Origin of the sequence: Lederbergia wuyishanensis (genome assembly GCF_022900255.1) — a bacterium.
GTDB classification, from domain to species: domain Bacteria; phylum Bacillota; class Bacilli; order Bacillales; family Bacillaceae_C; genus Lederbergia; species Lederbergia wuyishanensis.
In genome coordinates this window covers 49,936-76,530 of record NZ_JALIRM010000016.1, presented here as the reverse complement: position 1 = coordinate 76,530, position 26,595 = coordinate 49,936, and the positions used below count along the sequence as shown (strand labels likewise).

At 39.4% G+C, this 26,595-nt stretch carries 43 protein-coding genes; 39 read left to right on the top strand and 4 right to left on the bottom strand.

Annotated elements, in window-relative coordinates; all coding sequences use genetic code 11:
- Window positions 1-11 precede the first annotated feature (11 nt).
- From MT489_RS19985 to MT489_RS19970, 4 genes are read right to left on the bottom strand one after another with little or no spacing between them, the layout of a single operon-like run.
- Entirely contained in the window at window positions 12-890 is an 879-nt protein-coding gene (locus MT489_RS19985; protein WP_244683321.1) for a metal ABC transporter permease, read from the bottom strand.
- A complete protein-coding gene (locus MT489_RS19980) occupies window positions 887-1,816 on the bottom strand; it encodes a metal ABC transporter permease (RefSeq protein WP_244683320.1) in 930 nt (309 codons plus the stop codon). Before MT489_RS19980 ends, MT489_RS19985 begins: the two co-directional genes overlap by 4 nt.
- 16 nt (window positions 1,817-1,832) lie before the next feature.
- A complete protein-coding gene (locus MT489_RS19975; RefSeq protein ID WP_244683319.1) occupies window positions 1,833-2,588 on the bottom strand; it encodes a metal ABC transporter ATP-binding protein in 756 nt (251 codons plus the stop codon).
- Between the two features lie 36 nt (window positions 2,589-2,624).
- A complete protein-coding gene (locus MT489_RS19970; RefSeq protein ID WP_370876431.1) occupies window positions 2,625-3,587 on the bottom strand; it encodes a metal ABC transporter solute-binding protein, Zn/Mn family in 963 nt (320 codons plus the stop codon).
- Window positions 3,588-4,061: 474 nt separating this feature from the next.
- Here MT489_RS19970 and rpsJ point away from each other — a divergent pair, with 474 nt between their 5' ends.
- The 39 genes from rpsJ to MT489_RS19775 all read left to right on the top strand — a co-directional run bounded on the left by rpsJ (window position 4,062) and on the right by MT489_RS19775 (window position 26,587).
- On the top strand, window positions 4,062-4,370 hold the full coding sequence (gene rpsJ / locus MT489_RS19965) for a 30S ribosomal protein S10 (protein WP_066145209.1): 309 nt from the start codon (window positions 4,062-4,064) through the stop codon (window positions 4,368-4,370).
- 36 nt (window positions 4,371-4,406) lie between these two features.
- On the top strand, window positions 4,407-5,036 hold the full coding sequence (rplC, locus tag MT489_RS19960; protein WP_244683318.1) for a 50S ribosomal protein L3: 630 nt from the start codon (window positions 4,407-4,409) through the stop codon (window positions 5,034-5,036).
- 29 nt (window positions 5,037-5,065) lie between these two features.
- Window positions 5,066-5,689, top strand: a complete 624-nt coding sequence (gene rplD / locus MT489_RS19955) for a 50S ribosomal protein L4 (RefSeq protein ID WP_244683317.1) — start codon at window positions 5,066-5,068, stop codon at window positions 5,687-5,689.
- Complete coding sequence (rplW, locus tag MT489_RS19950) at window positions 5,689-5,973, top strand: 50S ribosomal protein L23 (RefSeq protein WP_244683316.1); 285 nt, start codon at window positions 5,689-5,691, stop codon at window positions 5,971-5,973. The genes rplD and rplW overlap by 1 nt, the downstream gene beginning before the upstream one ends.
- 36 nt (window positions 5,974-6,009) lie before the next feature.
- Complete coding sequence (gene rplB, locus MT489_RS19945) at window positions 6,010-6,843, top strand: 50S ribosomal protein L2 (protein ID WP_244683315.1); 834 nt, start codon at window positions 6,010-6,012, stop codon at window positions 6,841-6,843.
- A 60-nt stretch (window positions 6,844-6,903) separates the two neighbouring features.
- Entirely contained in the window at window positions 6,904-7,182 is a 279-nt protein-coding gene (gene rpsS, locus MT489_RS19940; protein ID WP_244683314.1) for a 30S ribosomal protein S19, read from the top strand.
- Between the two features lie 18 nt (window positions 7,183-7,200).
- Window positions 7,201-7,542 (top strand): 50S ribosomal protein L22, encoded by a 342-nt coding sequence (gene rplV / locus MT489_RS19935; RefSeq protein WP_244683313.1) that lies wholly within the window; start codon window positions 7,201-7,203, stop codon window positions 7,540-7,542.
- Window positions 7,543-7,545: 3 nt separating this feature from the next.
- A complete protein-coding gene (gene rpsC / locus MT489_RS19930; RefSeq protein ID WP_244683312.1) occupies window positions 7,546-8,202 on the top strand; it encodes a 30S ribosomal protein S3 in 657 nt (218 codons plus the stop codon).
- Between the two features lie 2 nt (window positions 8,203-8,204).
- Window positions 8,205-8,639, top strand: a complete 435-nt coding sequence (gene rplP / locus MT489_RS19925; protein WP_244683311.1) for a 50S ribosomal protein L16 — start codon at window positions 8,205-8,207, stop codon at window positions 8,637-8,639.
- Entirely contained in the window at window positions 8,629-8,832 is a 204-nt protein-coding gene (gene rpmC / locus MT489_RS19920) for a 50S ribosomal protein L29 (protein WP_244683310.1), read from the top strand. Before rplP ends, rpmC begins: the two co-directional genes overlap by 11 nt.
- A gap of 20 nt (window positions 8,833-8,852) precedes the next feature.
- Window positions 8,853-9,116, top strand: a complete 264-nt coding sequence (gene rpsQ / locus MT489_RS19915) for a 30S ribosomal protein S17 (RefSeq protein WP_220156945.1) — start codon at window positions 8,853-8,855, stop codon at window positions 9,114-9,116.
- 43 nt (window positions 9,117-9,159) lie between these two features.
- Window positions 9,160-9,528 carry a 50S ribosomal protein L14 gene (rplN, locus tag MT489_RS19910; RefSeq protein ID WP_244683309.1) on the top strand — a complete coding sequence of 123 codons (369 nt, stop codon included), beginning with the start codon at window positions 9,160-9,162 and terminating at the stop codon, window positions 9,526-9,528.
- A gap of 38 nt (window positions 9,529-9,566) precedes the next feature.
- Window positions 9,567-9,878 carry a 50S ribosomal protein L24 gene (gene rplX / locus MT489_RS19905; protein WP_244683308.1) on the top strand — a complete coding sequence of 104 codons (312 nt, stop codon included), beginning with the start codon at window positions 9,567-9,569 and terminating at the stop codon, window positions 9,876-9,878.
- Window positions 9,879-9,904: 26 nt separating this feature from the next.
- The gene (gene rplE / locus MT489_RS19900; RefSeq protein WP_244683307.1) at window positions 9,905-10,444 is read left to right on the top strand and encodes a 50S ribosomal protein L5; all 540 of its coding nucleotides are present in this window, start codon (window positions 9,905-9,907) and stop codon (window positions 10,442-10,444) included.
- A gap of 24 nt (window positions 10,445-10,468) precedes the next feature.
- Window positions 10,469-10,654 (top strand): 30S ribosomal protein S14, encoded by a 186-nt coding sequence (gene rpsN, locus MT489_RS19895; protein ID WP_213131531.1) that lies wholly within the window; start codon window positions 10,469-10,471, stop codon window positions 10,652-10,654.
- 28 nt (window positions 10,655-10,682) lie between these two features.
- A complete protein-coding gene (rpsH, locus tag MT489_RS19890; protein ID WP_213131530.1) occupies window positions 10,683-11,081 on the top strand; it encodes a 30S ribosomal protein S8 in 399 nt (132 codons plus the stop codon).
- A 30-nt stretch (window positions 11,082-11,111) separates the two neighbouring features.
- On the top strand, window positions 11,112-11,648 hold the full coding sequence (rplF, locus tag MT489_RS19885; protein ID WP_244683306.1) for a 50S ribosomal protein L6: 537 nt from the start codon (window positions 11,112-11,114) through the stop codon (window positions 11,646-11,648).
- 34 nt (window positions 11,649-11,682) lie between these two features.
- Entirely contained in the window at window positions 11,683-12,045 is a 363-nt protein-coding gene (rplR, locus tag MT489_RS19880; RefSeq protein WP_244683305.1) for a 50S ribosomal protein L18, read from the top strand.
- A gap of 23 nt (window positions 12,046-12,068) precedes the next feature.
- A complete protein-coding gene (gene rpsE / locus MT489_RS19875) occupies window positions 12,069-12,569 on the top strand; it encodes a 30S ribosomal protein S5 (protein ID WP_244683304.1) in 501 nt (166 codons plus the stop codon).
- A 13-nt stretch (window positions 12,570-12,582) separates the two neighbouring features.
- Window positions 12,583-12,765 carry a 50S ribosomal protein L30 gene (rpmD, locus tag MT489_RS19870; RefSeq protein ID WP_244683303.1) on the top strand — a complete coding sequence of 61 codons (183 nt, stop codon included), beginning with the start codon at window positions 12,583-12,585 and terminating at the stop codon, window positions 12,763-12,765.
- Between the two features lie 30 nt (window positions 12,766-12,795).
- Window positions 12,796-13,236 carry a 50S ribosomal protein L15 gene (gene rplO, locus MT489_RS19865; protein WP_244683302.1) on the top strand — a complete coding sequence of 147 codons (441 nt, stop codon included), beginning with the start codon at window positions 12,796-12,798 and terminating at the stop codon, window positions 13,234-13,236.
- Between the two features lie 3 nt (window positions 13,237-13,239).
- Window positions 13,240-14,532 (top strand): preprotein translocase subunit SecY, encoded by a 1,293-nt coding sequence (secY, locus tag MT489_RS19860; RefSeq protein ID WP_244683301.1) that lies wholly within the window; start codon window positions 13,240-13,242, stop codon window positions 14,530-14,532.
- A gap of 64 nt (window positions 14,533-14,596) precedes the next feature.
- Complete coding sequence (locus MT489_RS19855; RefSeq protein ID WP_244683300.1) at window positions 14,597-15,247, top strand: adenylate kinase; 651 nt, start codon at window positions 14,597-14,599, stop codon at window positions 15,245-15,247.
- Complete coding sequence (gene map, locus MT489_RS19850; RefSeq protein ID WP_244683299.1) at window positions 15,247-15,993, top strand: type I methionyl aminopeptidase; 747 nt, start codon at window positions 15,247-15,249, stop codon at window positions 15,991-15,993. The genes MT489_RS19855 and map overlap by 1 nt, the downstream gene beginning before the upstream one ends.
- A 15-nt stretch (window positions 15,994-16,008) precedes the next feature.
- Entirely contained in the window at window positions 16,009-16,344 is a 336-nt protein-coding gene (locus tag MT489_RS19845; protein ID WP_244683298.1) for a KOW domain-containing RNA-binding protein, read from the top strand.
- Window positions 16,322-16,540 carry a translation initiation factor IF-1 gene (infA, locus tag MT489_RS19840; protein WP_207521113.1) on the top strand — a complete coding sequence of 73 codons (219 nt, stop codon included), beginning with the start codon at window positions 16,322-16,324 and terminating at the stop codon, window positions 16,538-16,540. The genes MT489_RS19845 and infA overlap by 23 nt, the downstream gene beginning before the upstream one ends.
- A 39-nt stretch (window positions 16,541-16,579) precedes the next feature.
- Entirely contained in the window at window positions 16,580-16,693 is a 114-nt protein-coding gene (gene rpmJ / locus MT489_RS19835) for a 50S ribosomal protein L36 (RefSeq protein ID WP_213112031.1), read from the top strand.
- A 20-nt stretch (window positions 16,694-16,713) separates the two neighbouring features.
- Window positions 16,714-17,079, top strand: coding sequence for a 30S ribosomal protein S13 (rpsM, locus tag MT489_RS19830; RefSeq protein ID WP_244683297.1), 366 nt, complete (start codon window positions 16,714-16,716; stop codon window positions 17,077-17,079).
- A gap of 25 nt (window positions 17,080-17,104) precedes the next feature.
- Window positions 17,105-17,494, top strand: a complete 390-nt coding sequence (rpsK, locus tag MT489_RS19825; protein WP_244683296.1) for a 30S ribosomal protein S11 — start codon at window positions 17,105-17,107, stop codon at window positions 17,492-17,494.
- 170 nt (window positions 17,495-17,664) lie between these two features.
- Window positions 17,665-18,609 (top strand): DNA-directed RNA polymerase subunit alpha, encoded by a 945-nt coding sequence (locus MT489_RS19820; RefSeq protein WP_244683295.1) that lies wholly within the window; start codon window positions 17,665-17,667, stop codon window positions 18,607-18,609.
- 77 nt (window positions 18,610-18,686) lie between these two features.
- Window positions 18,687-19,049: a 50S ribosomal protein L17 gene (gene rplQ, locus MT489_RS19815; protein ID WP_213127124.1), complete on the top strand. Its 363-nt coding sequence runs from the start codon at window positions 18,687-18,689 to the stop codon at window positions 19,047-19,049.
- A 333-nt stretch (window positions 19,050-19,382) separates the two neighbouring features.
- On the top strand, window positions 19,383-20,222 hold the full coding sequence (locus tag MT489_RS19810; protein WP_244683294.1) for an energy-coupling factor ABC transporter ATP-binding protein: 840 nt from the start codon (window positions 19,383-19,385) through the stop codon (window positions 20,220-20,222).
- Window positions 20,198-21,067: an energy-coupling factor ABC transporter ATP-binding protein gene (locus tag MT489_RS19805; RefSeq protein WP_244683293.1), complete on the top strand. Its 870-nt coding sequence runs from the start codon at window positions 20,198-20,200 to the stop codon at window positions 21,065-21,067. The genes MT489_RS19810 and MT489_RS19805 overlap by 25 nt, the downstream gene beginning before the upstream one ends.
- Window positions 21,064-21,861 (top strand): energy-coupling factor transporter transmembrane component T family protein, encoded by a 798-nt coding sequence (locus MT489_RS19800; RefSeq protein ID WP_244683292.1) that lies wholly within the window; start codon window positions 21,064-21,066, stop codon window positions 21,859-21,861. The genes MT489_RS19805 and MT489_RS19800 overlap by 4 nt, the downstream gene beginning before the upstream one ends.
- A 16-nt stretch (window positions 21,862-21,877) precedes the next feature.
- A complete protein-coding gene (truA, locus tag MT489_RS19795; protein ID WP_244683291.1) occupies window positions 21,878-22,615 on the top strand; it encodes a tRNA pseudouridine(38-40) synthase TruA in 738 nt (245 codons plus the stop codon).
- Window positions 22,616-23,133: 518 nt separating this feature from the next.
- Window positions 23,134-23,571, top strand: coding sequence for a 50S ribosomal protein L13 (gene rplM / locus MT489_RS19790; RefSeq protein ID WP_244683290.1), 438 nt, complete (start codon window positions 23,134-23,136; stop codon window positions 23,569-23,571).
- Window positions 23,572-23,591: 20 nt separating this feature from the next.
- Complete coding sequence (rpsI, locus tag MT489_RS19785; protein WP_244683289.1) at window positions 23,592-23,984, top strand: 30S ribosomal protein S9; 393 nt, start codon at window positions 23,592-23,594, stop codon at window positions 23,982-23,984.
- A gap of 325 nt (window positions 23,985-24,309) precedes the next feature.
- On the top strand, window positions 24,310-24,855 hold the full coding sequence (locus tag MT489_RS19780) for a PTS sugar transporter subunit IIA (protein ID WP_280518714.1): 546 nt from the start codon (window positions 24,310-24,312) through the stop codon (window positions 24,853-24,855).
- Between the two features lie 184 nt (window positions 24,856-25,039).
- Window positions 25,040-26,587: a maltose/glucose-specific PTS transporter subunit IIC gene (locus MT489_RS19775; RefSeq protein ID WP_244683288.1), complete on the top strand. Its 1,548-nt coding sequence runs from the start codon at window positions 25,040-25,042 to the stop codon at window positions 26,585-26,587.
- Window positions 26,588-26,595 lie beyond the last annotated feature (8 nt).

Below are 26,595 nucleotides of genomic sequence, written 5' to 3'. Positions count from 1 at the left end.
AACAAAGAACTTTAAACGGTTTGAATTAATTTCTTTTGCTTTAGTTTACGCATGATCACCCCGTGAGATGGCGAAAAGAGTAAAGCAAGAATAAACAATCCGCCAGCGACACAAATCATACTCCCTGCAATAGAGGCGTCTAATAAACTGGCTATATAATAACCAAGAATGGAACTAGAGCAACCGATGATAACTGTGTATACTATCATTCGACTTAGTTTTTCTGTCAATAGATACGCTGTTGCGGGTGGCACAACAAGCATTCCAACTACTAGAATTGCTCCAACACTTTCAAATGAAGCCACAGTTGTAATTGAAACAAGTCCCATTAGTAAATAATGAAATAAAGCAACAGGAATTCCTACTGCCGCAGCCATTGCTGGGTCGAAGGAACATATTTTAAACTGTTTATAAAATAAAGAAATAAAAATGATACTAAGTAACAAGGAGAGGCCGACACCCCATACAGCCTTCGGGCCAATGTCCAGACCCATAAAATCAATCGTATTCCACGGTACATATGCTATTTCGCCATAAAGTACACAATCTAGATCCAAATCAATATCCCTTGTGTATAAGCTGATGAGGACAATACCAACTGCAAACAATGCCGTAAATACAACTCCAATCGAAGCATCTGACTGGACACCGCTTTGGGTGAATAGTTGGATTAAAAATACGGTAATGAGGCCGATTATTGCTGCTCCAAACAGCATGACCAATGAGTCTCTTGAACCGCTAATAAGAAAGGCGATGACGATGCCTGGAAGGACAGCGTGACTGATTGCATCTCCAATCATTGCCATTTTTCGTAAAACAAGAAAACACCCAACAAGACCACATGCACTTGCCACCAATGCTCCGGTTAAAATGATCCAAAAAGCACTCACACCGTCCTCTCCTTTCCTTTTAATTTATGTCTGGCTGTTTTTAGGGCACGTTTCGCTAAGATGTGAATTAGGAGTTTAGATAAGAGTCCTCTACGAGGAGCGAATATGACTGAAATAATAAAAAATACAGTTGCAGCGAGGACGATGATTGGACCAGTTGGCAAGTTGTTGCCAGTAGCACTTATATACGTTCCAGCAAAACCACTAAGTGCTCCAAAGATTCCGGACAAAAACACCATGGCACTTAGTTTTTCAGTCCAGTATCTGGCAGATACCGCAGGTGTAATAAGCAAGGCAGACATCAGCACCACACCGACTGCTTGGATTCCAATTACAACTGCCATTACAATAAGAAGCATGATTAACTGTTCTAAAAAAGCAACAGGAAATCCCATCCCTCTAGCAAAACCTGGGTCAAAACTTGTAATTTTAAATTCTTTAAATAAAAGCATACATATGCTGATTAGGACTGCTGATGCGATTGCCATTATGATAACATCCGATAGTACTAAAGCAGCCGCTTGCCCAAATAAGAATTTATCTAAGCCACTTTGATTTCCAGCACCACTATGTTGAATCTCGGTAAGGAGAACGATACCAAGCCCAAAAAAAACGGTAAGGACAATTGCTAATGCAGAATCCTGTTTAATTCTAGTATGGCGGGTAATAAACCCGATTCCAAATGTTGCAATGATACCTGCAACAGATGCACCAATTAAAAAGAAGAACACTGATTTTGACCCTGTTAGCATAAAGGCAATGCAAACGCCAGGGAGAGCAGCGTGAGATAAGGCATCTCCCATTAATGATTGTTTACGCAAATAAGCAAAACTTCCAATTACTCCACTGCATAATCCGAGCAACATACTGCCAAATAAAATCCACTGTGTATTTGGATCTAAAAATATTTTTAAGCTTTCGAGCATTTTCTTCACCCTACCTTTAAGTAATGATCAGTGAGGATTGATTATCGTTTTCCAGCATGGCAAGTTTCCCCCCATATGTTTGCTGTAATTTTTCAGAAGTAAATACACTATTTGTCGGTCCAAAAGCTTTCAATTCTATGTTTAATAAAAGCACCCAGTCAAAATAATCTTTAACTGTTGCAAGATCGTGGTGAACAACAAGCACTGTTTTTCCCTCTGCTTTTAATTCATTTAATAGTGTAATAATAGCTTTTTCTGTTGCTGCATCAACACCGACAAAGGGTTCATCCATAAAATACAACTTCGCATCTTGTGCAAGCGCTCTAGCTAAAAAGATACGTTGCTGCTGACCACCAGATAGTTGACTTATTTGTCTTGAAGCAAAGTCAGTCATTCCAACTTTATTCAAACATTCCATTGCAAACTCTTTTTCTGCTCGACCTGGCCTTTTCACCCAGCCTAAGTGCCCATATCGCCCCATCATCACTACATCTAGAGCATTCGTAGGAAAGTCCCAGTCTACAGATTCTCGTTGTGGTACATATCCTACGATTTTTCGTTGTTGTTTATAGGGACGGTTGTAAATTTTAACTGATCCTGATAAACGGGGAATTAAACCAAGAGCAGCTTTGATTAATGTAGACTTACCTGCGCCATTTGGTCCTATAATCCCAATCAACTTGCCTTCCGGTACTTCAAATGAAATATTCCGAAGTACCGGTTTTTTTTGATAAGCTACTGATAAATCGTGAATTTTTAATGGGGAATTCATATTCCTTCCTCCTTTTTAATTCCTTAGTCTATTCAACTATTTAAGAGCGCCAACAATTGTATTTACATTATGGCGAACCATTCCAATGTAAGTACCTTCTGGGGTTCCATCTTCACCCAAAGCATCTGAGAATAATTCTCCGCCAATCTCTACGTTATGTCCTTTTTCTCTTGCGCCTTGGATTACAGCATCAATAGCCTTACGAGGAACACTAGATTCAATAAATACAGCTTTAATTTCGTTTTCTACTAAATAATTGCGTAGATCGATCAAATCTTTCGTGCCTGCTTCTGATGCAGTGCTAATTCCTTGTAACCCCATAACTTTAATTCCGTAAGCATCTCCTAAATATCCAAAAGCATCATGTGCTGTTACAAGTACTCGCCCCGATTCAGGGATGGAGGCGATTTTTTCTCTAACTTCACTATCAAGTTCTTCTAATTGATTTATATAATTTGCAGCATTTTCTTGATAAACTTCCTTATTAACTGGATCGTATTCAATTAAGGCATCGCGAATGCTTTCTGTTACTTTCATCCAATGCGCCACATTGAACCAAATATGTGGATCAAACTCCGTTCCCATATTTTCATCTCCTAAACGTAGAGTTGAACGATCTATATTATCCGATACTGCAACGATAGGTTTCTTTTTCGCCAATCTTTCAAATATTTCAACCATCTTCCCCTCAAGATGCAGCCCGTTATAAAAGATGATGTCCGCTTGATCCAGTTTTTTGATATCTCCTTGAGACGCTTTATATAAATGTGGGTCTACGCCGGAGCCCATGAGTCCTATAACATTTACATGTTCTCCGCCAACTTCCTTAACTACATCAGAAATCATTCCAATTGTTGTTGTGACATTTACTTTACCTTCGTTACTTTTAGAAGTTTCTTTGGCAGATGAACATGCAGTCATTGTAAAGGTCGCAAATAATAAAGTTAACACTAAAAAAAAGAAACTCATTTTGGAACCTGCTTTTAGCTTTTTTTTCATCTTTCAATTCTCCTACTTTCTTCTTTTTTTAAAGTTAGTCTGCACGCTAAATTATTAGCCTTGTAAAATTAATATAACCTACGGACAAAAAGTTTCCTTTAGGCAACTTTATATTCATAGTATCCAAACGTTTATTATTTGTAAACAGTTTTTTTAACAAAAAACCTCCGTTATTTCGACTGTTATCTTGGGACTAAAAACTTTATAATAAGGAATGTTTTTGGATTTACCAAAAAATCTTCTATTGAAAATGGCGGTTCACATCTGTATAATAAAACAGGTGCAAAAAAGATTGATTTTATTCATTTAATATTGCATTGGCTTAATAATCTATGTATAATGAATAATGTTGGTTTTTGACTGCAATGATGTGGAAGGTTGCTGACACACCCGGCCGCTTTGCCATGGCGAGTGTGTGGGAAATTTTCACGGAGTATGTCTATTTCAAAAATAGGCGATAAAGGAGGGAAAGTAATGGCAAAACAAAAAATCCGTATCAGATTAAAGGCTTATGATCATAGAATTCTTGATCAATCAGCTGAAAAGATCGTAGAAACTGCAAAACGTTCAGGTGCAAATGTCTCAGGGCCAATTCCATTGCCAACTGAGAAAACTGTTTACACAATTCTTCGTGCGGTGCACAAATACAAGGATTCTCGTGAGCAGTTTGAAATGCGCACACATAAACGTCTAATTGATATTATCAATCCTACACCACAAACTGTAGATTCATTGATGAGATTAGACTTGCCATCTGGCGTTGACATTGAAATTAAATTATAATCAATAAATTATATTGGAAATCAGGAGGTGTGACTCATGACCAAAGGAATCTTAGGAAGAAAGATCGGAATGACGCAGGTTTTTGCTGAAAATGGTGAACTAATCCCTGTAACAGTAATCGAAGCGGCTCCAAACGTTGTTCTTCAAAAGAAAACAGTTGAAACTGATGGATATGAAGCAGTCCAGCTTGGATTTGAAGACAAGCGTGAAAAGCTTGCTAACAAACCAGAAAAAGGGCGTTTTGCTAAAGCAAACACTGCACCTAAGCGCTTCGTCCGTGAATTTAACGGAATTAATTTAGATGAGTTTGAAGTTGGTCAAGAAGTCAAGGTAGATATTTTCGCTGAGGGCGATTTAGTAGATGTAACAGGAATTTCAAAAGGTAAAGGATTCCAAGGTGTAATTAAACGCCACGGACAATCTCGCGGACCTATGTCCCACGGTTCTCGTTACCATCGTAGACCAGGATCTATGGGAGCAGTTGATCCAGCACGCGTATTTAAACAAAAAGCTTTGCCAGGACGTACAGGTGGAGAAAGAATTACAATTCAAAACCTTCCTATTGTAAAGGTTGATACAGAACGTAACCTTATTTTAGTAAAAGGTAATGTTCCAGGACCTAAAAAAGCAATGCTTGAAGTCAAAACAGGAATTAAAGTGAAATAAATATCGTTTAAGGAAAGGAGGAAATAGGAATGCCTAAAGTAGCATTATATAACCAAGCTGGATCCAAGGTTGGTGAAATCGAACTTAGTGAATCCATTTTTGGTATCGAACCTAATAACCATGTGTTATTTGAAGCGATTGTTATGCAAAGAGCTTCATTAAGACAAGGAACATCAAAAGTAAAAACCCGTTCTGAAGTACGCGGTGGCGGACGCAAGCCGTGGCGTCAAAAAGGAACAGGCCGTGCTCGCCAAGGTTCCATCCGTTCACCACAATGGCGCGGAGGTGGAACAGTATTTGGTCCAGTTCCACGCAGCTACAGCTACAAACTTCCTAAGAAAGTTCGTCGCTTAGCTATTAAATCAGCACTTTCTGCTAAAGTTTTAGAAGAGAGCGTAGTAGTATTAGAGTCATTAAACTTTGAAGCTCCAAAAACTAAAGAGTTCGTTAGCGTGCTTTCTAATCTTCCAGTTGGAAAAAAAGCACTAGTTGTAACGGAAGCTCTTAATGAGAATGTAGCTTTATCTGCAAGAAACATTCCTGGAGTAACAGTTGTTGACGCAAGCAATATTTCTGTATTGGATGTTGTAGGTCACAACACATTGGTCATTACTAAAGCCGCAGTCGAAAAAGTAGAGGAGGTGCTTGGATAATGGATGCACGTGATGTATTGAAGCGCCCCGTTATCACAGAACGATCTACTGATATAATGGTCGATAAAAAATATACGTTCGAAGTGGACGTAAAGGCGAATAAAACACAAGTGAAGGATGCAGTTGAAAGCATCTTCGGAGTGAAGGTTGAAAAAGTAAACATAATGAACTACAAAGGTAAGTTTAAGCGTATGGGCCGTTTCGGTGGCTATACAAACAAACGCCGTAAAGCTGTAGTTACATTAACGAAAGACAGCAAGGAAATCGAATTATTCGAAGTATAATTATGTTGTGAAAAAAAGTTAAGAGGAGGGAAAAAAATGGCGATCAAAAAGTACAAACCTACCTCAAACGGACGTCGTAATATGACAGCTTTAGATTTTTCTGAAATCACTACTGATTCACCAGAAAAGTCATTACTAGAGCCTCTTCATAGAAAAGGCGGTCGTAACAACCAAGGTAGAACTACAGTTCGCTTTCGCGGCGGTGGTCATAAGCGTCAATACCGTATCATCGACTTTAAAAGAACTAAAGACGGTATACCAGGACGCGTTGCTACAATCGAGTATGATCCAAACCGTTCCGCTAATATTGCACTAATTAACTATCATGATGGTGAAAAACGTTATATATTGGCACCTAAAAACTTAAAAGTCGGCATGGAAGTTATGTCTGGACCAGACGCTGACATTAAAGTAGGAAATGCACTTCCACTTGCTAACATCCCTGTTGGTACAGTTGTGCATAACATCGAATTAAAACCAGGTAAAGGTGGACAATTAGTCCGTTCTGCAGGTACTTCTGCACAAGTTCTTGGTAAAGAAGGAACAAAATATGTGTTAGTTCGTTTGAACTCTGGTGAGGTTCGCATGATCCTTGCAACTTGCCGTGCATCAATTGGTCAAGTAGGAAACGAACAACATGAACTAGTAAACATCGGTAAAGCAGGTCGTTCTCGTTGGTTGGGCAAACGTCCACACGTACGCGGATCTGTTATGAACCCTAATGACCATCCACACGGTGGTGGTGAAGGTCGTACACCAATCGGACGTAAAACTCCTGTTACACCTTGGGGTAAACCAACTCTTGGTTACAAAACTCGTAAAAAAGCGAACAAATCAGATAAATTTATTGTACGCCGCCGTAAAAAATAACGCGATTAATCTACGGTTCATTGAGAGGACCGTAGTGCAATCACGAAGGGAGGTTCAACCATGGGTCGCAGCCTAAAAAAAGGGCCTTTTGTAGATGAGCACTTAATGAAAAAAGTAGAAAACTTGAACGAAAGTGATAAGAAACAAGTTGTTAAAACTTGGTCTCGCCGTTCAACTATTTTTCCAAGCTTCGTAGGACATACGATTGCTGTCTATGATGGCCGCAAACATGTACCTGTATATGTCAGTGAAGATATGGTAGGCCATAAGCTTGGTGAGTTTGCACCAACGCGCGCATACAAAGGTCATGCCGCTGATGATAAAAAAACAAGACGCTAATGAGAGGAGGGCATCCTGATGCAAGCTAAAGCTGTTGCAAGAACAGTTCGAATTGCTCCTCGTAAAGCACGTTTAGTAGTTGATCTTATTCGAGGAAAGCAAGTGGGCGAAGCAGTTGCAATTTTGAAGTTAACACCGAAAGCTGCCTCCCCAATCGTAGAAAAACTTTTAAAGTCTGCTGTAGCTAACGCAGAACACAATTATGATATGGACATAAATAATCTTTTAGTGTCCGCGGCTTATGTTGACGAAGGTCCAACAATGAAACGTTTCCGTCCGCGTGCACAAGGTCGTGCGAGCCAAATTAACAAACGCACAAGCCACATTACTATCGTGGTATCAGAAAAGAAGGAGGGATAATTAGTGGGTCAAAAAGTAAATCCAATCGGTATGCGTATTGGCGTAATCCGTGACTGGGAATCCAAATGGTACGCTGACAAAGATTACGCAACTTTATTACACGAAGATATTAAAATTCGTGAGTATATTACTAAACGTTTGTCTGACGCTTCCGTTTCAAGTGTTGAAATTGAGCGTGCTGCAAATCGCGTTAACGTTACTATCCACACTGCTAAGCCAGGTATGGTTATCGGAAAAGGTGGAAGCGAAGTTGAAGCATTGCGTAAAGCATTGAACGAACTAACAAACAAACGTGTACACATTAATATTATTGAAATTAAAAAAGCAGATCTTGATGCGAAGCTCGTAGCAGAAAACATTGCACGTCAATTGGAAAATCGTGTATCTTTCCGTCGTGCTCAAAAACAAGCGATCCAACGCACAATGCGTGCAGGAGCTCTTGGTATTAAAACTCAAGTATCCGGCCGTCTTGGTGGAGCGGATATTGCTCGTGCTGAACATTATAGCGAAGGAACAGTTCCACTTCATACACTTCGCGCTGACATCGACTATGCACATGCTGAAGCAGATACAACTTACGGCAAGCTCGGCGTTAAAGTATGGATTTATCGTGGAGAGGTCCTTCCAGAAAAGAAAAAATCTGTGGAAGGAGGAAAATAATCATGTTAATGCCTAAACGCGTTAAGTATCGTCGCGAACATCGCGGTAAAATGCGTGGTCGTGCAAAAGGCGGTACAGAAGTTGCATTTGGCGAATTTGGCTTACAAGCTCTAGAAGCTTCTTGGATTACGAATCGTCAAATTGAAGCCGCAAGGATTGCGATGACTCGTTTCATGAAACGTGGCGGTAAAGTTTGGATTAAAATTTTCCCTCACAAACCATATACAGCAAAACCTCTAGAAGTTCGGATGGGTTCCGGTAAAGGTGCTCCTGAAGGATGGGTTGCAGTAGTAAAACCTGGCAAAATCATGTTTGAAATTGCTGGTGTATCAGAAGAGGTGGCACGTGAAGCGCTTCGTCTTGCTGCGCACAAACTTCCTATTAAGTGTAAGTTTGTAAAACGAGAAGAAATTGGTGGTGAACGTAATGAAGGCTAAAGAAATCCGTGACTTAACCACTGCCGAATTAGAACAAAACGTAAAGTCATTGAAGGAAGAATTGTTTAACCTTCGCTTCCAATTAGCTACTGGGCAACTTGAAAACACTGCCCGTCTTCGCGAAGTTCGCAAAGATATTGCACGTATGAAAACTGTGATTCGTGAAAGAGAGCTCGAAGTTAATAATCGATAATCGGAGAGGAGGTTTGCGGAATGAGTGAACGCAACCAGCGTAAAGTGTATACAGGACGCGTTGTTTCCGACAAGATGGATAAAACCGTAACTGTTATGGTTGAAACATACAAAAAGCATTCATTATACGGCAAGCGCGTAAAGTACTCTAAAAAATTCAAAGCTCATGATGAGCAAAATGAAGCTAAAGTTGGCGATGTAGTACGTATCATGGAAACACGCCCACTTTCAGCAACTAAACGTTTCCGTTTAATTGAGGTTGTTGAGAAAGCAGTCATTATTTAATTTATTGTTTCGGATATAAGTGTTCCGAAGGGAGGTAAACTAGATGATTCAACAAGAATCTCGTTTAAAAGTGGCTGACAACTCTGGTGCACGTGAAGTTTTAACAATCAAAGTCCTAGGTGGATCCGGTCGTAAGACTGCAAACATTGGCGACATTATCGTATGTACAGTAAAACAAGCAACACCAGGCGGCGTTGTCAAAAAAGGTGACGTAGTAAAAGCTGTTATCGTTCGTACAAAAAGCGGTGCACGCCGTGCGGATGGCTCTTATATCAAGTTCGATGAAAATGCATGTGTTATTATTCGTGATGACAAAGCTCCTCGTGGAACTCGTATCTTTGGACCAGTCGCTCGCGAACTTCGTGATAACAATTTTATGAAAATCGTATCTTTAGCACCAGAAGTTCTTTAATAAATTTAGATTCACTAAAGTCAAGGAGGTGCGATTCGATGCATGTTAAAAAAGGTGACAAAGTAATGGTCATCACAGGCAAAGACAAAGGGAAAACTGGCACAGTGTTAGCTGCATTCCCTAAAAAGGACCGTGTGCTTGTTGAAGGTGTGAACATTGTAAAAAAACATTCAAAGCCTTCTCAAGATAATCCACAAGGTGGAATCATCAGTAAAGAAGCAGCAATCCATGTTTCTAACGTGATGGTGCTTGACCCAAAAACAAATGAACCAACTCGCGTTGGTTATGACGTAGTTGATGGCAAAAAAGTCCGTGTAGCTAAAAAATCAGGTGTAGCATTAGATAAATAGTTCATTGATGAAGGGAGGTACACTACATGAACCGCCTAAAGGAAAAGTATCAAAAAGAAGTAACTCCTGCTCTTATGAGCAAGTTCAATTATAAATCGATTATGGAAGTACCGAAAATCGAAAAAATCATTATCAATACTGGTGTTGGCGACGCTGTACAAAATGCAAAAGTTTTAGACAATGCAGTTGAAGAACTTAGCATTATCACAGGTCAAAAACCAGTTGTTACAAGAGCAAAAAAATCAATCGCAGGATTCCGCCTACGTGAAGGTATGCCAATTGGCGCTAAAGTTACACTTCGCGGAGAGCGTATGTATGAGTTTTTTGACAAACTAGTTTCTGTTTCCCTTCCACGTGTACGTGACTTCCGTGGAATTTCTAAGAAGGCATTCGACGGTCGTGGAAACTATACACTAGGTGTTAAAGAACAACTCATCTTCCCTGAAATTGATTATGATAAAGTGAGCAAAGTTCGTGGTATGGACATCGTAATTGTTACAACTGCGAACACAGATGAAGAAGCTCGTGAATTATTAACTGCATTTGGAATGCCGTTCCAAAAGTAATCGCTAAATAAGGGAGGCGAAAACGTGGCTAAAAAATCTATGATCGTAAAGCAGAAACGTACTCAAAAGTTTAAAGTGCAGGAATACACTCGTTGCGAACGTTGCGGCCGTCCACATTCCGTCATTCGTAAATTTAAACTTTGCCGTATTTGTTTCCGTGAACTAGCTTATAAGGGTCAAATTCCTGGCGTTAAAAAAGCCAGCTGGTAAGACCGAATTTGGGAAGGAGGTAAAATAAATGGTTATGACTGATCCAATTGCAGATTTGCTTACACGCATCCGCAACGCGAATATGGTCCGACATGAGAAGTTGGAAATTCCTGCTTCTAACATTAAAAAAGATATCGCAGAAATCCTTAAACGTGAAGGTTTCGTACGTGATGTTGAATATATCGAAGACAACAAGCAAGGCATCATCCGCATTTTCTTAAAATATGGTGCCAATAATGAGCGAGTAATTACTGGCTTAAAGCGTATTAGTAAACCAGGTTTACGTGTTTACGCAAAAGCAAACGAGGTTCCTAAAGTACTAAACGGTCTTGGTATCGCACTTGTATCTACATCACAAGGTGTATTATCTGACAAGGAAGCAAGAGCGAAGCAAGTTGGCGGAGAAGTACTCGCATACGTGTGGTAATATTTTTTTGAAGAACGGAGGTGCAAGAAAATGTCTCGTATTGGTAAAAAACCAATTGAAATCCCTGCAGGCGTAACAGTAGTTAAAGATGGTTCAACTGTTACTGTTAAAGGTCCTAAAGGTGAATTAACAAATACATTCAATTCAGATATCCAAATCAATATTGAAGATAACATCATCAACGTTACTCGTCCTTCAGAAGCTAAAGAACATCGTTCCCTTCACGGAACAACTCGTTCCCTTCTTTCAAACATGGTAGAAGGAGTTTCTAAAGGTTATGAAAAAACGTTGGAACTAGTTGGGGTTGGATACCGTGCACAAAAACAAGGAAGTAAGCTTGTTTTAAACGTAGGTTATTCTCATCCTGTTGAATTCGAACCAGAGGCAGGTCTTGAAATCGAAGTTCCTGCAAACACAAAAATTATTGTTAAGGGCTATAACAAAGAAAAAGTTGGTGCCCTAGCATCTAATATCCGTGCTGTTCGTCCTCCAGAGCCTTATAAAGGTAAAGGAATCCGCTATGAAGGCGAAAATGTTCGACGCAAAGAAGGTAAGACGGGTAAATAATGCGGCTTAGGCTACTTGAAAGGAGTGACTCGTAATGATCACTAAGCAAGATAAGAACAAAGTACGTCAAAAAAGACATGCACGTGTACGTTCTAAATTAAGTGGAACTGAATTGCGTCCTCGTTTAAACGTATATCGTTCTAATAAAAACATCTACGCTCAATTAATCGATGATGAAAACGGCGTAACATTGGCTAGCGCTTCTACACTTGATAAAGAATTGAACATCGAGTCTGCAGGTAATGTTGAAGCGGCTCAAAAAGTAGGAGCTCTAATCGCGAAAAGAGCAGTAGATAAAGGATTTAAAGCAGTTGTATTTGACCGTGGCGGTTATTTATACCACGGACGTGTAAAAGCTTTAGCAGAAGCTGCACGTGAAAACGGCCTTGAATTTTAATCGAAAAAGGAGGGACAAAATAGATGCGTCAAATCGATGCTAACAAACTTGAACTTGAAGAACGCGTAGTTACAGTAAACCGTGTAGCAAAGGTTGTAAAAGGTGGACGTCGTTTCCGTTTTACAGCACTTGTAGTAGTCGGTGATAAAAATGGTCATGTTGGTTTTGGTACTGGGAAAGCACAAGAAGTTCCAGATGCAATCCGCAAGGCAATTGAAGATGCTAAGAAAAACCTCATCGTAGCTCCAATCGTAGGAACGACTATTCCTCACGAAATTATCGGACGTTTTGGCGGTGGACAGATCCTACTTAAGCCAGCTAGTGAAGGTACAGGAGTTATCGCAGGTGGACCAGTCCGTGCGGTACTTGAACTTGCTGGTGTATCTGATATCACTTCTAAATCACTCGGTTCTAGCACACCAATCAATATGGTTCGCGCAACAATCGAAGGAATCAAAAATTTAAAACGTGCTGAGGACGTTGCGAAATTACGTAATAAAACAGTAGAAGAACTATTAGGTTAAGGAGGGGAATCAAATGGCGAATAAATTAGCAATTACCCTCACAAAGAGCTTAATTGGTCGTACTGAAGGCCAACGTGAAACTGTCAAAGCACTAGGACTTCGTAAATTGCATCAAACAGTTGAGCACAACGATACTGAAGCAATTCGCGGAATGATCAATAAAGTTTCTCATTTAGTCACTGTAACAGAGCAGTAATCTATTTCGAAAAATAAGGAGGTGCCAACTATGAAACTTCATGAGCTAAAACCTGCTGAAGGTTCCCGCAAAGAGCGCAACCGTGTTGGGCGAGGCATCGGTTCAGGCAATGGAAAAACTGCTGGTAAAGGTCATAAAGGACAAAATGCACGTTCTGGTGGCGGTGTACGTCTAGGATTTGAAGGTGGTCAAACACCATTATTCCAACGTTTACCAAAGCGCGGTTTTACGAATATTAACCGTAAAGAATATGCTATCGTGAACCTTGATGAATTAAATCGCTTTGAAGACGGTACGGAAGTAACTCCAGAACTTCTGATCGAAACAGGTGTTGTACGCAATGAAAAATCCGGAGTAAAAATTCTTGCTAAAGGCAACATCGAGAAAAAGCTTACTGTAAAAGCGAACAAATTCTCCTCTGCTGCTAAAGAGGCGATTGAAGCTGCCGGCGGTAAAACTGAGGTGATCTAATTAATGTTTCGGACAATCTCCAATTTTATGCGCGTAGGTGATATTAGAAGAAAAATTCTATTCACCTTGTTAATGTTAGTTGTATTTCGTTTAGGTGCTTTTATACCTGTTCCAAATGTAGATGCTAGAGTGCTTCAGATGCAAGATCAAGCAAGTCTGTTTGGCTTCATGAATATTTTTGGTGGTGGGGCACTTAAAAACTTCTCTATTTTTGCAATGGGGATAATGCCTTACATTACAGCATCTATTATTGTACAGCTATTACAGATGGATGTTGTACCAAAATTCACGGAATGGTCCAAACAAGGTGAAGTTGGTAGACGTAAACTTGCTCAGTTTACACGCTACTTTACGATTGTTCTTGCTTTGATTCAGGCAGTAGGTATGTCATTTGGCTTTAATCGAATGACAGGTTTACAACTCATCCAAAACCCTAGCTTTGGCACATATGTCATTATTGCCATTGTGCTTACAGCAGGAACTGCGTTTCTTATGTGGCTTGGGGAAGAAATAACATCTAAAGGTGTTGGCAACGGAATCTCAATTATCATCTTTGCAGGGATTGTTGCAGGTATTCCAAACGCAGTTAATCAGATATATGCCCAGCAGCTTCAAGGTGCAGGAGAGCGGCTATTTCTTAACATTGTAATTATGCTGCTTATTATTCTTGCTATTATTGCAATCATAGTAGGTGTTGTTTTTGTTCAACAGGCATTGCGCAAAATTCCAATCCAATATGCAAAACGTATGGATGGACGCAGTCCAGTTGGAGGACAGAATACACACTTGCCAATGAGGGTAAACGCAGCTGGAGTTATTCCAGTTATTTTTGCGAGTGCATTTATGGTGACTCCGCAAACAATTGCTACTTTTTTTGGATCGGGTGATGTAGCTAGCACCATTCAATATATTTTCGATCATACGAAACCAATTGGAATGGTGATATATTTTGCACTCATCCTTGCTTTCACATATTTTTATGCATTTGTTCAAGTGAACCCTGAACAAGTTGCTGAAAATTTAAAGAAACAAGGCGGATATATTCCAGGTATACGACCAGGGAAAAACACCCAAGAGTACTTAACGAGAGTTTTATATCGTTTAACCTTTGTTGGTGCACTTTTCCTAGCGTTAATCTCAATATTACCTGTCTTCTTCATTAAATTTGCAGGCTTGCCTCAATCCGCACAAATTGGTGGAACGAGTCTCTTGATCGTCGTAGGGGTTGCACTAGAAACAATGAAACAATTGGAAGCCCAGCTGGTGAAGCGTCACTATAAAGGCTTCATTAAATAATCGAAGTGGATTTAGGAACAAGCAGATTGTTCCTGAACCCATTTAGATGTCGGGGGCGGTACAGATGAATTTAGTACTAATGGGCCTTCCTGGTGCAGGGAAAGGCACACAGGCCGATAAGATCGTAGAAAAATATGGGGTTCCTCATATTTCTACAGGCGATATGTTTCGTGCTGCCATGAAAGAGGGTACGGAACTAGGTCTAAAAGCCAAATCCTTTATGGATAAAGGCGAGCTCGTTCCGGATGAGGTTACGATTGGTATCGTCCGTGAACGATTAAGTAAGAATGATTGCGAAAATGGCTTTCTATTGGATGGTTTTCCTAGAACAGTTGCTCAAGCGGAAGCTCTAGAAAAAATCTTAGCTGAAATTAGCAAAAAAATAGATTATGTCATTAACATACAAGTGGATCAAAGTATTTTGATGGAACGCCTCACTGGCCGACGCATTTGCAAAAGCTGTGGAGCTACTTATCATCTTGTATTTAATCCACCCACTGAACCGGGTATTTGCGATCGTTGTGGCGGAGAGCTTTACCAACGCCAAGATGATAACGCAGAAACTGTTCAAAATCGTCTCGAAGTCAACATGAAGCAGACACAACCTCTTCTTGATTTTTATCAAGGAAAAGGTTATTTGAAAAATATCAATGGAGAGCAACATATTGATCAAGTATACTCAGACATTGATTTACTGCTAAAAGGTTTGATATAATGATTATTTGTAAAACCCCTCGTGAGATTGAAATCATGAGAGAAGCTGGCAGAATTGTTGCGTTGACCCATCAGGAGCTACAAAAGCATATTCAGCCAGGTATTACAACAAAAGAACTCGATGCCATTGCGGAAAAGTTCATTACGCGTCTAGGTGCAATTCCTTCTTTCAAAGGTTACAATGGCTTTCCCGGCAGCGTATGTGCGTCCGTCAATGAAGAACTTGTTCATGGAATCCCAGGAAAACGGGTTTTGAAAGATGGCGACATTATCAGCCTTGATATTGGAGCCGAACTTAACGGTTATCATGGAGATTCTGCTTGGACCTATCCTGTCGGAAACATCAATGCAGAAGCAAAAAAACTTCTCGACGTCACAGAAAAATCTCTCTATCTTGGCTTAGAAGAGGCAAAGCCGAGTGTACGTCTTTCTAATATATCTTATGCGATTCAAACATATGTAGAATCCAATGGTTTTTCGATTGTCCGAGAATATGTAGGACATGGGATTGGCCAGAATTTACATGAGGATCCGCAAATTCCTCACTACGGTCCACCAAATAAAGGTCCGCGCTTAAGACCCGGAATGGTGCTTTGCATTGAACCGATGGTAAACGCAGGCAGCCGCTATGTTAGAACATTGGCGGATGATTGGACTGTTGTAACAGTAGATGGCAAAATATGTGCACATTTTGAACATACTATTGCCATTACAGATACTGGTTACGAGATTTTAACAAGAATTTAAGCGTAGGTGATCTGGTTGAATGAGTCTGATTCGACCCCCCGTATAGGTCAAATTGTGCTTATCAATAAGGGACGAGACGCAGGACAATTCGCGGTTATTATCCAACACATCGATGAACGGTTTGTTCTAATTGCGGATGGGGATAAAAGAAAGTTCGATAGTCCTAAAAAGAAGAACATCCAACATCTAACGTGTTACGACTATGTTTCTATGGAAGTTCAAAACAGTTTAATGGAAGCTGGTAGAGTTACGAACGGGAAACTTAGATGGGCACTTGGTAAATTTGTAGAAGAGGAACTGGATGTTTTAGAGAAGGGAGATAGCTTTGATGGCGAAAGAAGATGTAATTGAAGTTGAAGGAACTGTTGTTGATACTTTGCCTAACGCAATGTTTAAAGTAGAATTGGAAAATGGTCATACGGTGCTTGCTCATGTATCTGGAAAGATACGCATGCATTTTATTCGTATTCTTCCTGGTGACAAAGTAACGGTGGAACTTTCTCCATACGACTTAACACGTGGAAGAATCACTTATCGTTTTAAATAAATAACATTGCACTCCGGACTACTAAGGAGGTTATAAAACATGAAAGTCAGACCATCAGTTAAGCCAATCTGCGAAAAGTGCAAAGTAATACGCAGAAAAGGCAAAGTTATGGTTATTTGTGAAAACCCAAGACATAAACAAAAACAAGGATAAGAAGGAGGTGCGCATTATTTATGGCACGTATTGCTGGTGTAGACATTCCACGTGAAAAACGTGTAGTCATTTCTTTAACATATATTTATGGAATCGGTAAAAATACTGCTTCTAAAGTTCTTGCTGAGGCTGGTGTTTCCGAAGATACACGCGTTCGCGATCTTACTGATGATGAGCTTGCAAAAATCCGTGATATCATTGATACACTAAAAGTTGAAGGTGACCTTCGCCGTGAAATTTCCTTAAACATTAAACGTCTAATGGAAATCGGTTCTTACCGTGGCCTTCGTCATCGTCGTGGTCTTCCTGTTCGCGGGCAAAACACGAAAAACAACGCTCGTACTCGTAAAGGTCCTCGTAAAACAGTAGCAGGTAAGAAAAAATAATAAGTAAAGGAGGTAACATGCTAACATGGCACGTAAAACTACTACTCGTAAACGTCGTGTGAGAAAGAATATCGAATCTGGTATTGCACACATTCGTTCTACTTTTAATAATACAATCGTAACAATCACTGATTCACAAGGTAATGCAATCTCTTGGTCTTCAGCAGGAGCGCTTGGCTTTAAAGGTTCACGTAAATCTACACCATATGCTGCGCAAATGGCTGCAGAAACAGCTGCTAAGACGTCTATGGAACATGGAATGAGAACTCTTGAAGTAACAGTAAAAGGCCCTGGTGCAGGACGTGAAGCTGCAATCCGTGCTTTACAAGCGGCTGGACTAGAAGTTACTGCAATCAGAGACGTTACTCCAGTTCCACATAACGGATGCCGTCCGCCAAAACGTCGTCGTGTATAATGATTCTTGTATAAAGTAAATATTCTTTGGTTATAATGGGAGAATATGTTAATTTATGCTCGTATGGAATCTATTCTTCATCCAGTTGTTGCACAAATGGGAATGTAACAAGGGGAATTTCGGGAAAATACACTCCGAGATTTCGACGTTTTGAAGGAGGGTATATTTGAATGATCGAAATGGAAAAGCCGAAAATTGAAACGATTGAGATCAGCGATGATTCTAAATATGGAAAGTTCGTTGTAGAACCACTTGAGCGTGGATATGGTACAACTTTGGGTAACTCCTTACGTCGTATCCTACTATCTTCTCTACCTGGTGCTGCAGTTACATCTATCCAAGTGGAAGGTGTTCAACATGAATTTTCTACTATAGAGGGTGTCGTCGAAGATGTTACCTCTATCATCTTAAACATAAAGAAACTAGCTTTGAAAGTGTATTCTGACGAAGAAAAGACTTTAGAAATCGATGTACAAGGTGAAGGTGTAGTTAAAGCATCAGATATTATGCATGACAGTGATGTGGAAATTTTAAATCCTGATTTGCACATTGCAACATTAAGCGAGAATGCGAATTTCCGTTTACGCATGTCTGCTAAACGCGGCCGCGGATACACGCCAGCTGATCTAAACAAAAGAGATGACCTGCCAATCGGTGTCATTCCAATTGATTCAATCTATACTCCGGTATCACGTGTAAACTATCAAGTTGAAAATACACGTGTAGGACAAATGACAAACTATGACAAGCTTTCTCTGGATGTATGGACAGATGGAAGCATCGGACCAAAAGAAGCTATTTCTTTAGGTGCAAAAATTTTAACAGAACATCTAAATATCTTTGTTGGATTAACGGATGAAGCTCAGCATGCAGAAATTATGGTAGAAAAAGAAGAAGATCAGAAGGAAAAAGTTCTTGAAATGACTATTGAAGAGCTAGATCTTTCAGTTCGTTCTTATAACTGCTTAAAGCGTGCTGGAATCAATACGGTCCAGGAACTGGCTAACAAAACAGAAGAAGATATGATGAAAGTTCGTAACTTAGGAAGAAAATCATTAGAAGAAGTAAAAGCCAAATTAGATGATCTTGGTCTTGGACTTCGTAAAGATGACTGATCTCCTAAATAAAGGGTCTACCAACCTCTAAATTGCTTGAACGTATATAAATATTATCAACGAAGGAGGGAAACTTGATGTCTTATAGAAAACTAGGACGTACGAGCTCTCAACGTAAAGCGATGCTTCGTGACTTAGCAACAGATTTAATTATTAGCGAACGCATTGAAACAACTGAAGCACGTGCGAAAGAACTTCGCTCAGTTGTAGAAAAAATGATCACTCTTGGAAAACGTGGTGACTTGCATGCACGTCGTCAAGCAGCAGCATTCATCCGTAATGAAGTAGCTAATGCTGAAACAAACCAAGACGCTGTTCAAAAACTATTTGCCGATATCGCTCCACGTTATGCAGAGCGCCAAGGTGGATACACTCGTATCATGAAACTTGGACCACGCCGCGGAGACGGTGCACCAATGGTTGTTATCGAATTGGTATAATACATCTTTCATTGAAAGGGCAAGGCAATTAAGTCTTTGCCCTTTTGATAGATAGCGAAAGCGCTACAACATTTTGATAAACGTAGAATGATAAAGCTAAAAAGAGCGTTACGATAGGCACTTATGTTTTTATTGTTTAGTGTAAGCAACTTGCACTTTTTAAATTAGTGAAAATCCTGTCTAGCTCAATGCGCCTCCTCCCCTTATTCTGATAGATCCTAGGATGGATTAGGAAACTGTTATAGCAGTTTCTTGGAGTGAGGTGCAGGCTTTTTTTCTATTTACAGACATATTTTGCTTTTGTGAGCCAGCTGAGCTGAGAGGAGAACAGACATGTCTTCATCCGTTATTTCTATTAATAATGTTTCATTTAAATATGAAGGTCAGGAATCGTTTGCCTTGAGCGATGTATCCATAACTGTAAAAGAAGGTGAATGGTTAGCGATCGTAGGTCATAACGGTTCTGGAAAATCAACATTGGCGAAAATATTAAATGGTTTGCAGTTTCCTCAAAATGGAAGTGTATTAGTTGGTGATATACCTCTTTCTTCGGATTCAGTTTGGGATATTCGCAAATTAGTAGGGATGGTTTTTCAAAACCCTGATAATCAATTTGTAGGGGCGACGGTTCAAGATGATGTGGCTTTTGGGTTAGAGAACAATGGGGTACCACATGAAGAAATGTTACCACGCGTAAAGCAGGCTTTACAACATGTCAAGATGATTGATTTTCTTGACCAAGAGCCACACCATCTTTCAGGTGGCCAAAAACAGCGTGTTGCCATTGCAGGAGTGATTGCACTGCAACCAAAAGTAATTATCCTTGATGAGGCAACATCTATGCTCGATCCTTTAGGGAGAGAGGAAGTTATAAAGACTGTAAGGGGTTTGAAGGATGAGCAAGGTTTAACGGTTATTTCGATTACTCATGACCTTGAGGAAGCAGCACAGGCTGATCGAATTGTTGTCATGAATAGAGGTACCGTTTATAAGGAAGGTACACCAGATGAAATCTTTCTCCTTGAAGAAGAACTGATTAAACTTGGTCTCGATATTCCGTTTCCTATTAAGATGGCAAAAGCTTTAAGAGAAAAAGGCTTTGAAGTACCTCGAAATTATTTGACAGATGCAGAGTTGGTGAATGAGTTATGGACATTACACTTCAAGATGTAGAATATAAATACCAGATTAACACACCGTTTGAACACCTAGCCATCCATGATATTAATATATCGATTCCAGAAGGTACATTTATGGCGTTAATTGGTCATACTGGTTCTGGAAAATCAACGGTTCTCCAACATTTAAATGCACTGTTGAAGCCTACAAAAGGAAAGGTCCACATAGGGGATCGTGTAATTGATGCAGGAAAAAAAGAAAAAAATCTTAGACCAATTAGACAAAAGGTCGGTATTGTTTTTCAATTTCCTGAACATCAGCTATTTGATGAAACAGTTGAAAAGGATATATGCTTTGGTCCAATGAATTTCGGTGTTTCTGAGGAAGAAGCTAAGCGCAGAGCAAGAGAATTAATTGTCGAAGTCGGTCTTCCAGAAGAGGTACTACAAAAATCACCTTTTGATTTGTCAGGCGGCCAGATGCGCCGTGTAGCAATTGCAGGTGTACTTGCGATGGAGCCTGAAGTTCTCGTTCTAGACGAGCCAACAGCGGGTTTAGATCCAAGGGGACGTACTGAAATTATGGATATGTTTTATCGATTGCATAAACAAAAAGGCTTATCTACGATACTGGTTACCCATAGTATGGAAGATGCAGCTAAATACGCTGATGAGATTGTTATTATGCACAGGGGTCAAGTAAAGAAGACAGCAGATCCGAGAACAATTTTCTCCAATCCCGAAGAATTATTGGAACTAGGTTTAGATGTGCCTGAGGTAGTAAAATTCCAATATTCACTTGAACGAAAGATGAATAGAAAAATAGGGAAGACTTGCTTGACGATTGATGAGCTGTCAATGGCTTTAAGGGAAATGCAAGTGCGAGGTGAATCATTATGATGGAGAAAATGATTTTGGGTCGTTACATACCTGGGAACTCAATTCTCCACCGCCTCGACCCACGTTCTAAATTATTGTTTGTATTTGGCTTTATTTGTATTATTTTTCTTGCAAATAATGTTTATACGTATAGTTTACTAGTACTCTTTGTAGGCTTGATTATTTTATTATCTAATATCAATCTTAGATTTTTAATAAATGGTCTGAAGCCAGTCCTCATTCTTGTGATTTTTACATTTTTCTTGCAGATTTTCTTTAATAAAGAGGGATCTGTTATATTTTCATTAGGTTTTGTTAATATTTACGAAGAAGGTTTGAAACTGGGTATTTTTATTTCATTAAGATTTACTTTACTTGTGTTCATCACGTCCTTATTAACTCTTACAACAACGCCAATTACTTTGACGGACGGGATTGAAAGTTTATTGAATCCATTGAAAAAAGTAAGATTCCCTGTTCACGAATTAGCTTTGATGATGTCAATTTCTCTTCGCTTTATTCCAACATTAATGGATGAAACTGATAAAATTATGAAGGCCCAAATGGCTAGAGGTGTTGATTTTACAGGTGGTCCTTTTAAAGAACGAATCAAATCAGTCATCCCATTGCTTATTCCACTCTTTGTAAGTGCATTTAAGCGAGCGGAAGAGTTGGCAACAGCCATGGAAGCTAGAGGATATCGCGGTGGAGAAGGAAGAACGAAGTATCGCCTGTTAACATGGGGTTTTCCTGATACGGCAGTGGCTACCGCTTTAATACTATTAGCCGTTTTGCTTATCTTTTTAAGGTCTTAATGAAGGATTGAAAAGCATGCAACGATATAAAGGGATAGTCACTTACGACGGATCCGGTTTTTCAGGATACCAAATTCAGCTTAATGGGAGAACAGTTCAAGAGGAACTTGAAAAAGCACTTAGAACAATGCATAAAGGGGCAGATGTAAATGTAATTGCTTCTGGCCGCACCGATGCAGGAGTACATGCTAGAGGACAAGTCATCCATTTTGATTCTTTTTTGCAGCTTCCATCAGAGCGCTGGGTCAAAGCCTTGAATGGTTTACTGCCAGAGGATATTTCGATTATGGAAGTGCACACTGCTTCTTCTGATTTTCACGCACGTTTTGATGCAAAGGGAAAAACGTATAAGTACGTTGTGTATATGGGTTCCGTTCGTAATCCGTTTAAACGTCATTATGCTGCATATCATCCGTATAAAACCGACATCTCAAAAATAAAGAATGCCGCTGACTTTTTAATTGGTACTCATGATTATACAAGTTTCTGTTCCACGAAAACGGATAAGGAGAATAAAGTGAGAACCGTATCTAAGATTAGCATTGAACAGAACTTGGATGAGTTGGTGTTCACCTTTACTGGAAATGGCTTTCTTTATAATATGGTCCGAATCATGGTTGGAACGTTGCTTGATGTTGGAACCGGGAAAATCGAGCTTGTAAGAATTCCAGATATCTTAGCTGGACGCGATCGTACTCTTGCTGGTAAAACTGCACCTGCAGAAGGTTTGTATTTGTGGGAGGTTTATTATTGAGATAGTTTCGCCATTTTATACCAATGTGTATTGCAATGAAGGAAACGTGGCATAACTTCAAGAAATGACACGAATTTGCCATGCAAGAAAAGGAATCACGGCATAACTTCAAGAAAAGTCACGATAGTGGCTGTGCAAGTCAAGAAATCGTGATAAAACTTATTAAATCGTCACGATAGATCCATCAACGTACTAATCCTGCATTTTCAATAAATGCTTAAGAGCACTTTCCCGTAATTGCATGGTTTTACTAATGAATGCACAAATATCGGGATATTCGCACGAATTCAAAAAAGAATATTGCCGTTTTCTCGACTTTCGTAATTATTACACAAGTTCAATAGTAAATTTTTTTATGAAACAACTTCACCTGGCGTTCAAAAAAATCTTGACTTTGCTTGTCAAAAACGATATCATATCCTATGGTATTGTTTTTAACCCCACGATAAGCCCCGGAAACTTATTGTGATTGAAATAAATACGAACTTGGAATTTTGTAAAATTTAGGAGGGTAATCAATGCGTACTACGTATATGGCTAAAGCCAGTGAAATCGAACGTAAATGGTACGTTGTAGACGCTGAAGGCAAAACTCTTGGTCGTCTTGCATCAGAAGTTGCGTCCATTTTGCGCGGTAAACATAAACCAACTTTCACGCCACATGTTGATACTGGCGATCATGTAATTCTTATTAATGCTGATAAAATCGAATTGACTGGTAAGAAACTATCTGACAAAATCTATTATCGCCATTCAGGATTCGCTGGTGGATTAAAAACTAGAACTGCTGGAGAAATGCGTGCAAAGTATCCAACAAAAATGCTTGAGCTTGCAATTAAAGGCATGCTTCCTAAAGGTTCTTTAGGTCGTCAAATGGGTAAAAAATTGCATGTATACGCTGGATCTGAGCATCCACATGAAGCACAAAAACCGGAAGTATACGAGCTTCGCGGGTAAATTAAAGGGAGGGCATTACATTGGCACAAGTTCAATACTATGGTACAGGTCGCCGTAAAAGCTCTGTTGCCCGCGTACGTTTAGTACCAGGCGAAGGCCGTATCATTATTAACGATCGTGATGTAGAAGACTATATTCCATTCGCAGCTTTACGCGAAGTCATTAAACAGCCACTAGCAGCAACTGAAACAGTAGGAAACTACAACGTTCTTGTTTCTGTAAAAGGCGGCGGTTATACAGGTCAAGCAGGAGCTATCCGTCACGGAATCGCTCGCGCATTGCTTGAAGCAGATCCTGAATACCGTGGAACACTTAAGCGTGCAGGATTATTAACTCGTGACCCACGTATGAAAGAACGTAAAAAATACGGTCTTAAAGGTGCACGTCGCGCGCCACAGTTCTCAAAACGTTAATTTTTGTAAAAACATTTATATATCAACGTTTACAGACTATCTCACTGATGATGAGATAGTCTGTTTTTGTTTGTGGAAAAGTTAGTGAATGAAGATTGAATGTAATTATTTTATGAAAACATATCTTTATGAAAAAGCCAAAAGGAATTTGGCCTTATTTTAAGACCAATCCAAATCCTAAGCAATAAAAGAACAGGAAGATGCAAATTAAAAGAAATGGTTAAATCGCTAATCGTATGCTTAATTAAGTTGGTATAGACAACTGTATCTATTCAGTTCTAATATTTTCTTTTTTAGAGGGAAATATAAATATAAAAGGAGTGGATTGAATCTGTTTGGTTTTTTAAAGGGAAAAAATAAGAATAAATCAAATCATGCAGCAGAGTCTAAAGATGATGTAACATCCGCAGAAAAAATACTAAACGATCAAGAATTTGTGATGCCAATTGAGGGAGAAATCATTCCAATCACTGAAGTTGAAGATGAAGTTTTCTCTCAGAAAATGATGGGGGATGGATTTGCGATTATCCCTGCAAGTGGTTCGGTAGTATCACCAGTCGATGGTGAAATTTTGAATGTCTTTCCAACTAAACATGCGATAGGAATTAAATCAAAACAGGGTTTGGAAATTCTCATCCATATTGGCATGGATACGGTCAATCTAAAGGGTGAAGGTTTTACGGTTGTCGTAGAAGAAGGCGAGAAGGTTACAAAAGGAAAAGAAATTTTGAAGTTTGATCTTGATTTCATTAAAAAATCAGCGCCTTCAACTGTTACAGCGATAGTTTTCACAAATGCTACGAAAATTAACTTGATAAAACAAGGGAAAACAAAACAAGGTGAGAGCGGGATTTTATCCTTACAATTCTAGGAAGTATAGGATAACCATCACTTTCTCAACAGCAAGTAAAAGAATAAAGCCCTTTATAAGGATGAAAACCATTTCAAGAAATTGTAGACATTGATGAAAAGTCTTGAAAGCACATTCGTGAATATAGAATGTGCTTTCTTTTGGCTATCTTGTAAATATACAACATGAAAAGGAGTGAGCAACTATGAAGAAATTTTTTGAAAAGGCACAGCAATTTGGAAAGTCCTTTATGTTGCCTATAGCTGTCTTACCAGCTGCAGGTCTTCTGCTAGGAATCGGTGGTGCGCTATCAAATCCAAATACCGTTTCAGCGTATCCATTTTTAGATATTACATGGCTTCAAGCCATTTTTACGATTATGAGTTCTGCAGGTAATATCGTATTTGCAAACTTACCTATCATTTTTGCCGTTGGTGTCGCGGTAGGTTTAGCGCGTTCCGATAAAGGGACAGCTGGACTGGCTGCCATGATTGGATATTTTGTAATGAATAGTACAATAAGTGCATTGCTCTCTATTACTGGGAAGCTTGCTAAAGATAATTTAGCTGGAGCTGGACAGGGGATGGCAGTTGGTATCCAGACCTTGGAAACAGGGGTGTTTGGCGGGATTATTATTGGGATAATAGCCGCTTTGCTACACAATAAATATAATAAAATCCAGCTTCCCCAAGTGTTAGGTTTTTTTGGGGGCTCAAGGTTTATTCCGATAGTCGTATCCTTTACATCGATCATTGCTGGGGCAATTCTTTTTGTTGTTTGGCCTTTTGTTCAGCTATTTATTAACCAATTAGGTTCGTTGGTAACCAGCTCTGGTGTAATTGGAACATTAATCTATGGCTTTGTTTTACGGATGCTTGGTCCTTTAGGGCTACACCATATTTTCTATTTACCATTTTGGCAAACAGCCTTAGGTGGCACAATGGAGATTGGCGGAAAAATTGTTAGTGGTACTCAAAACATCTTCTTTGCGCAATTAGCAGATCCAAACACAGAACATTATTACGAGGGAGTTTCCAGGTTTATGTCTGGTAGGTTTATTACCATGATGTTTGGCCTCCCAGGAGCAGCACTAGCAATTTATCATTGTGCGAAACCGAAAAATAAGAAACTAGTCGCAGGGATTCTCTTATCTGCTGCCTTGACTTCATTTTTAACAGGAATAACTGAACCACTGGAATTCAGCTTTTTATTTGTGGCTCCAGTTCTCTATGTTGTCCATGCACTATTTGATGGTTTAGCTTTTATGATGGCTGATATCTTTAATATCACAGTTGGACAAACCTTCTCGGGAGGGTTCATCGATTTTATTCTTTTTGGTATCCTCCAAGGTGTGGATAAAACAAACTGGATTTATGTGTTATTTGTAGGGATTCCTTGGTTCTTCTTATATTACTTTACATTTAAGTTTTTAATTAGGAAAAAGAATTATAAAGTCCTTGGACGTGAAGATGATGAAAAACAGACATCTCCCACTAATCAAGTAGCTGCAACTGAGCGTGCTAAAACAATTGTTGCAGGTTTAGGCGGATCGCAAAATATCGATATAGTGGATTGCTGTGCAACTCGTTTACGTGTAACAGTCAAAGATGAATCATTATTTGATGAGAGTATTATTAAACAAACAGGTTCAAAAGGAATCGTTAAAAAAGGAAATGGCGTACAAATTATTTATGGCCCACAAGTTACGGTTGTAAAAAACGAAGTTGAAGAATACTTGGGTCAATTAGATTAGAATCTATC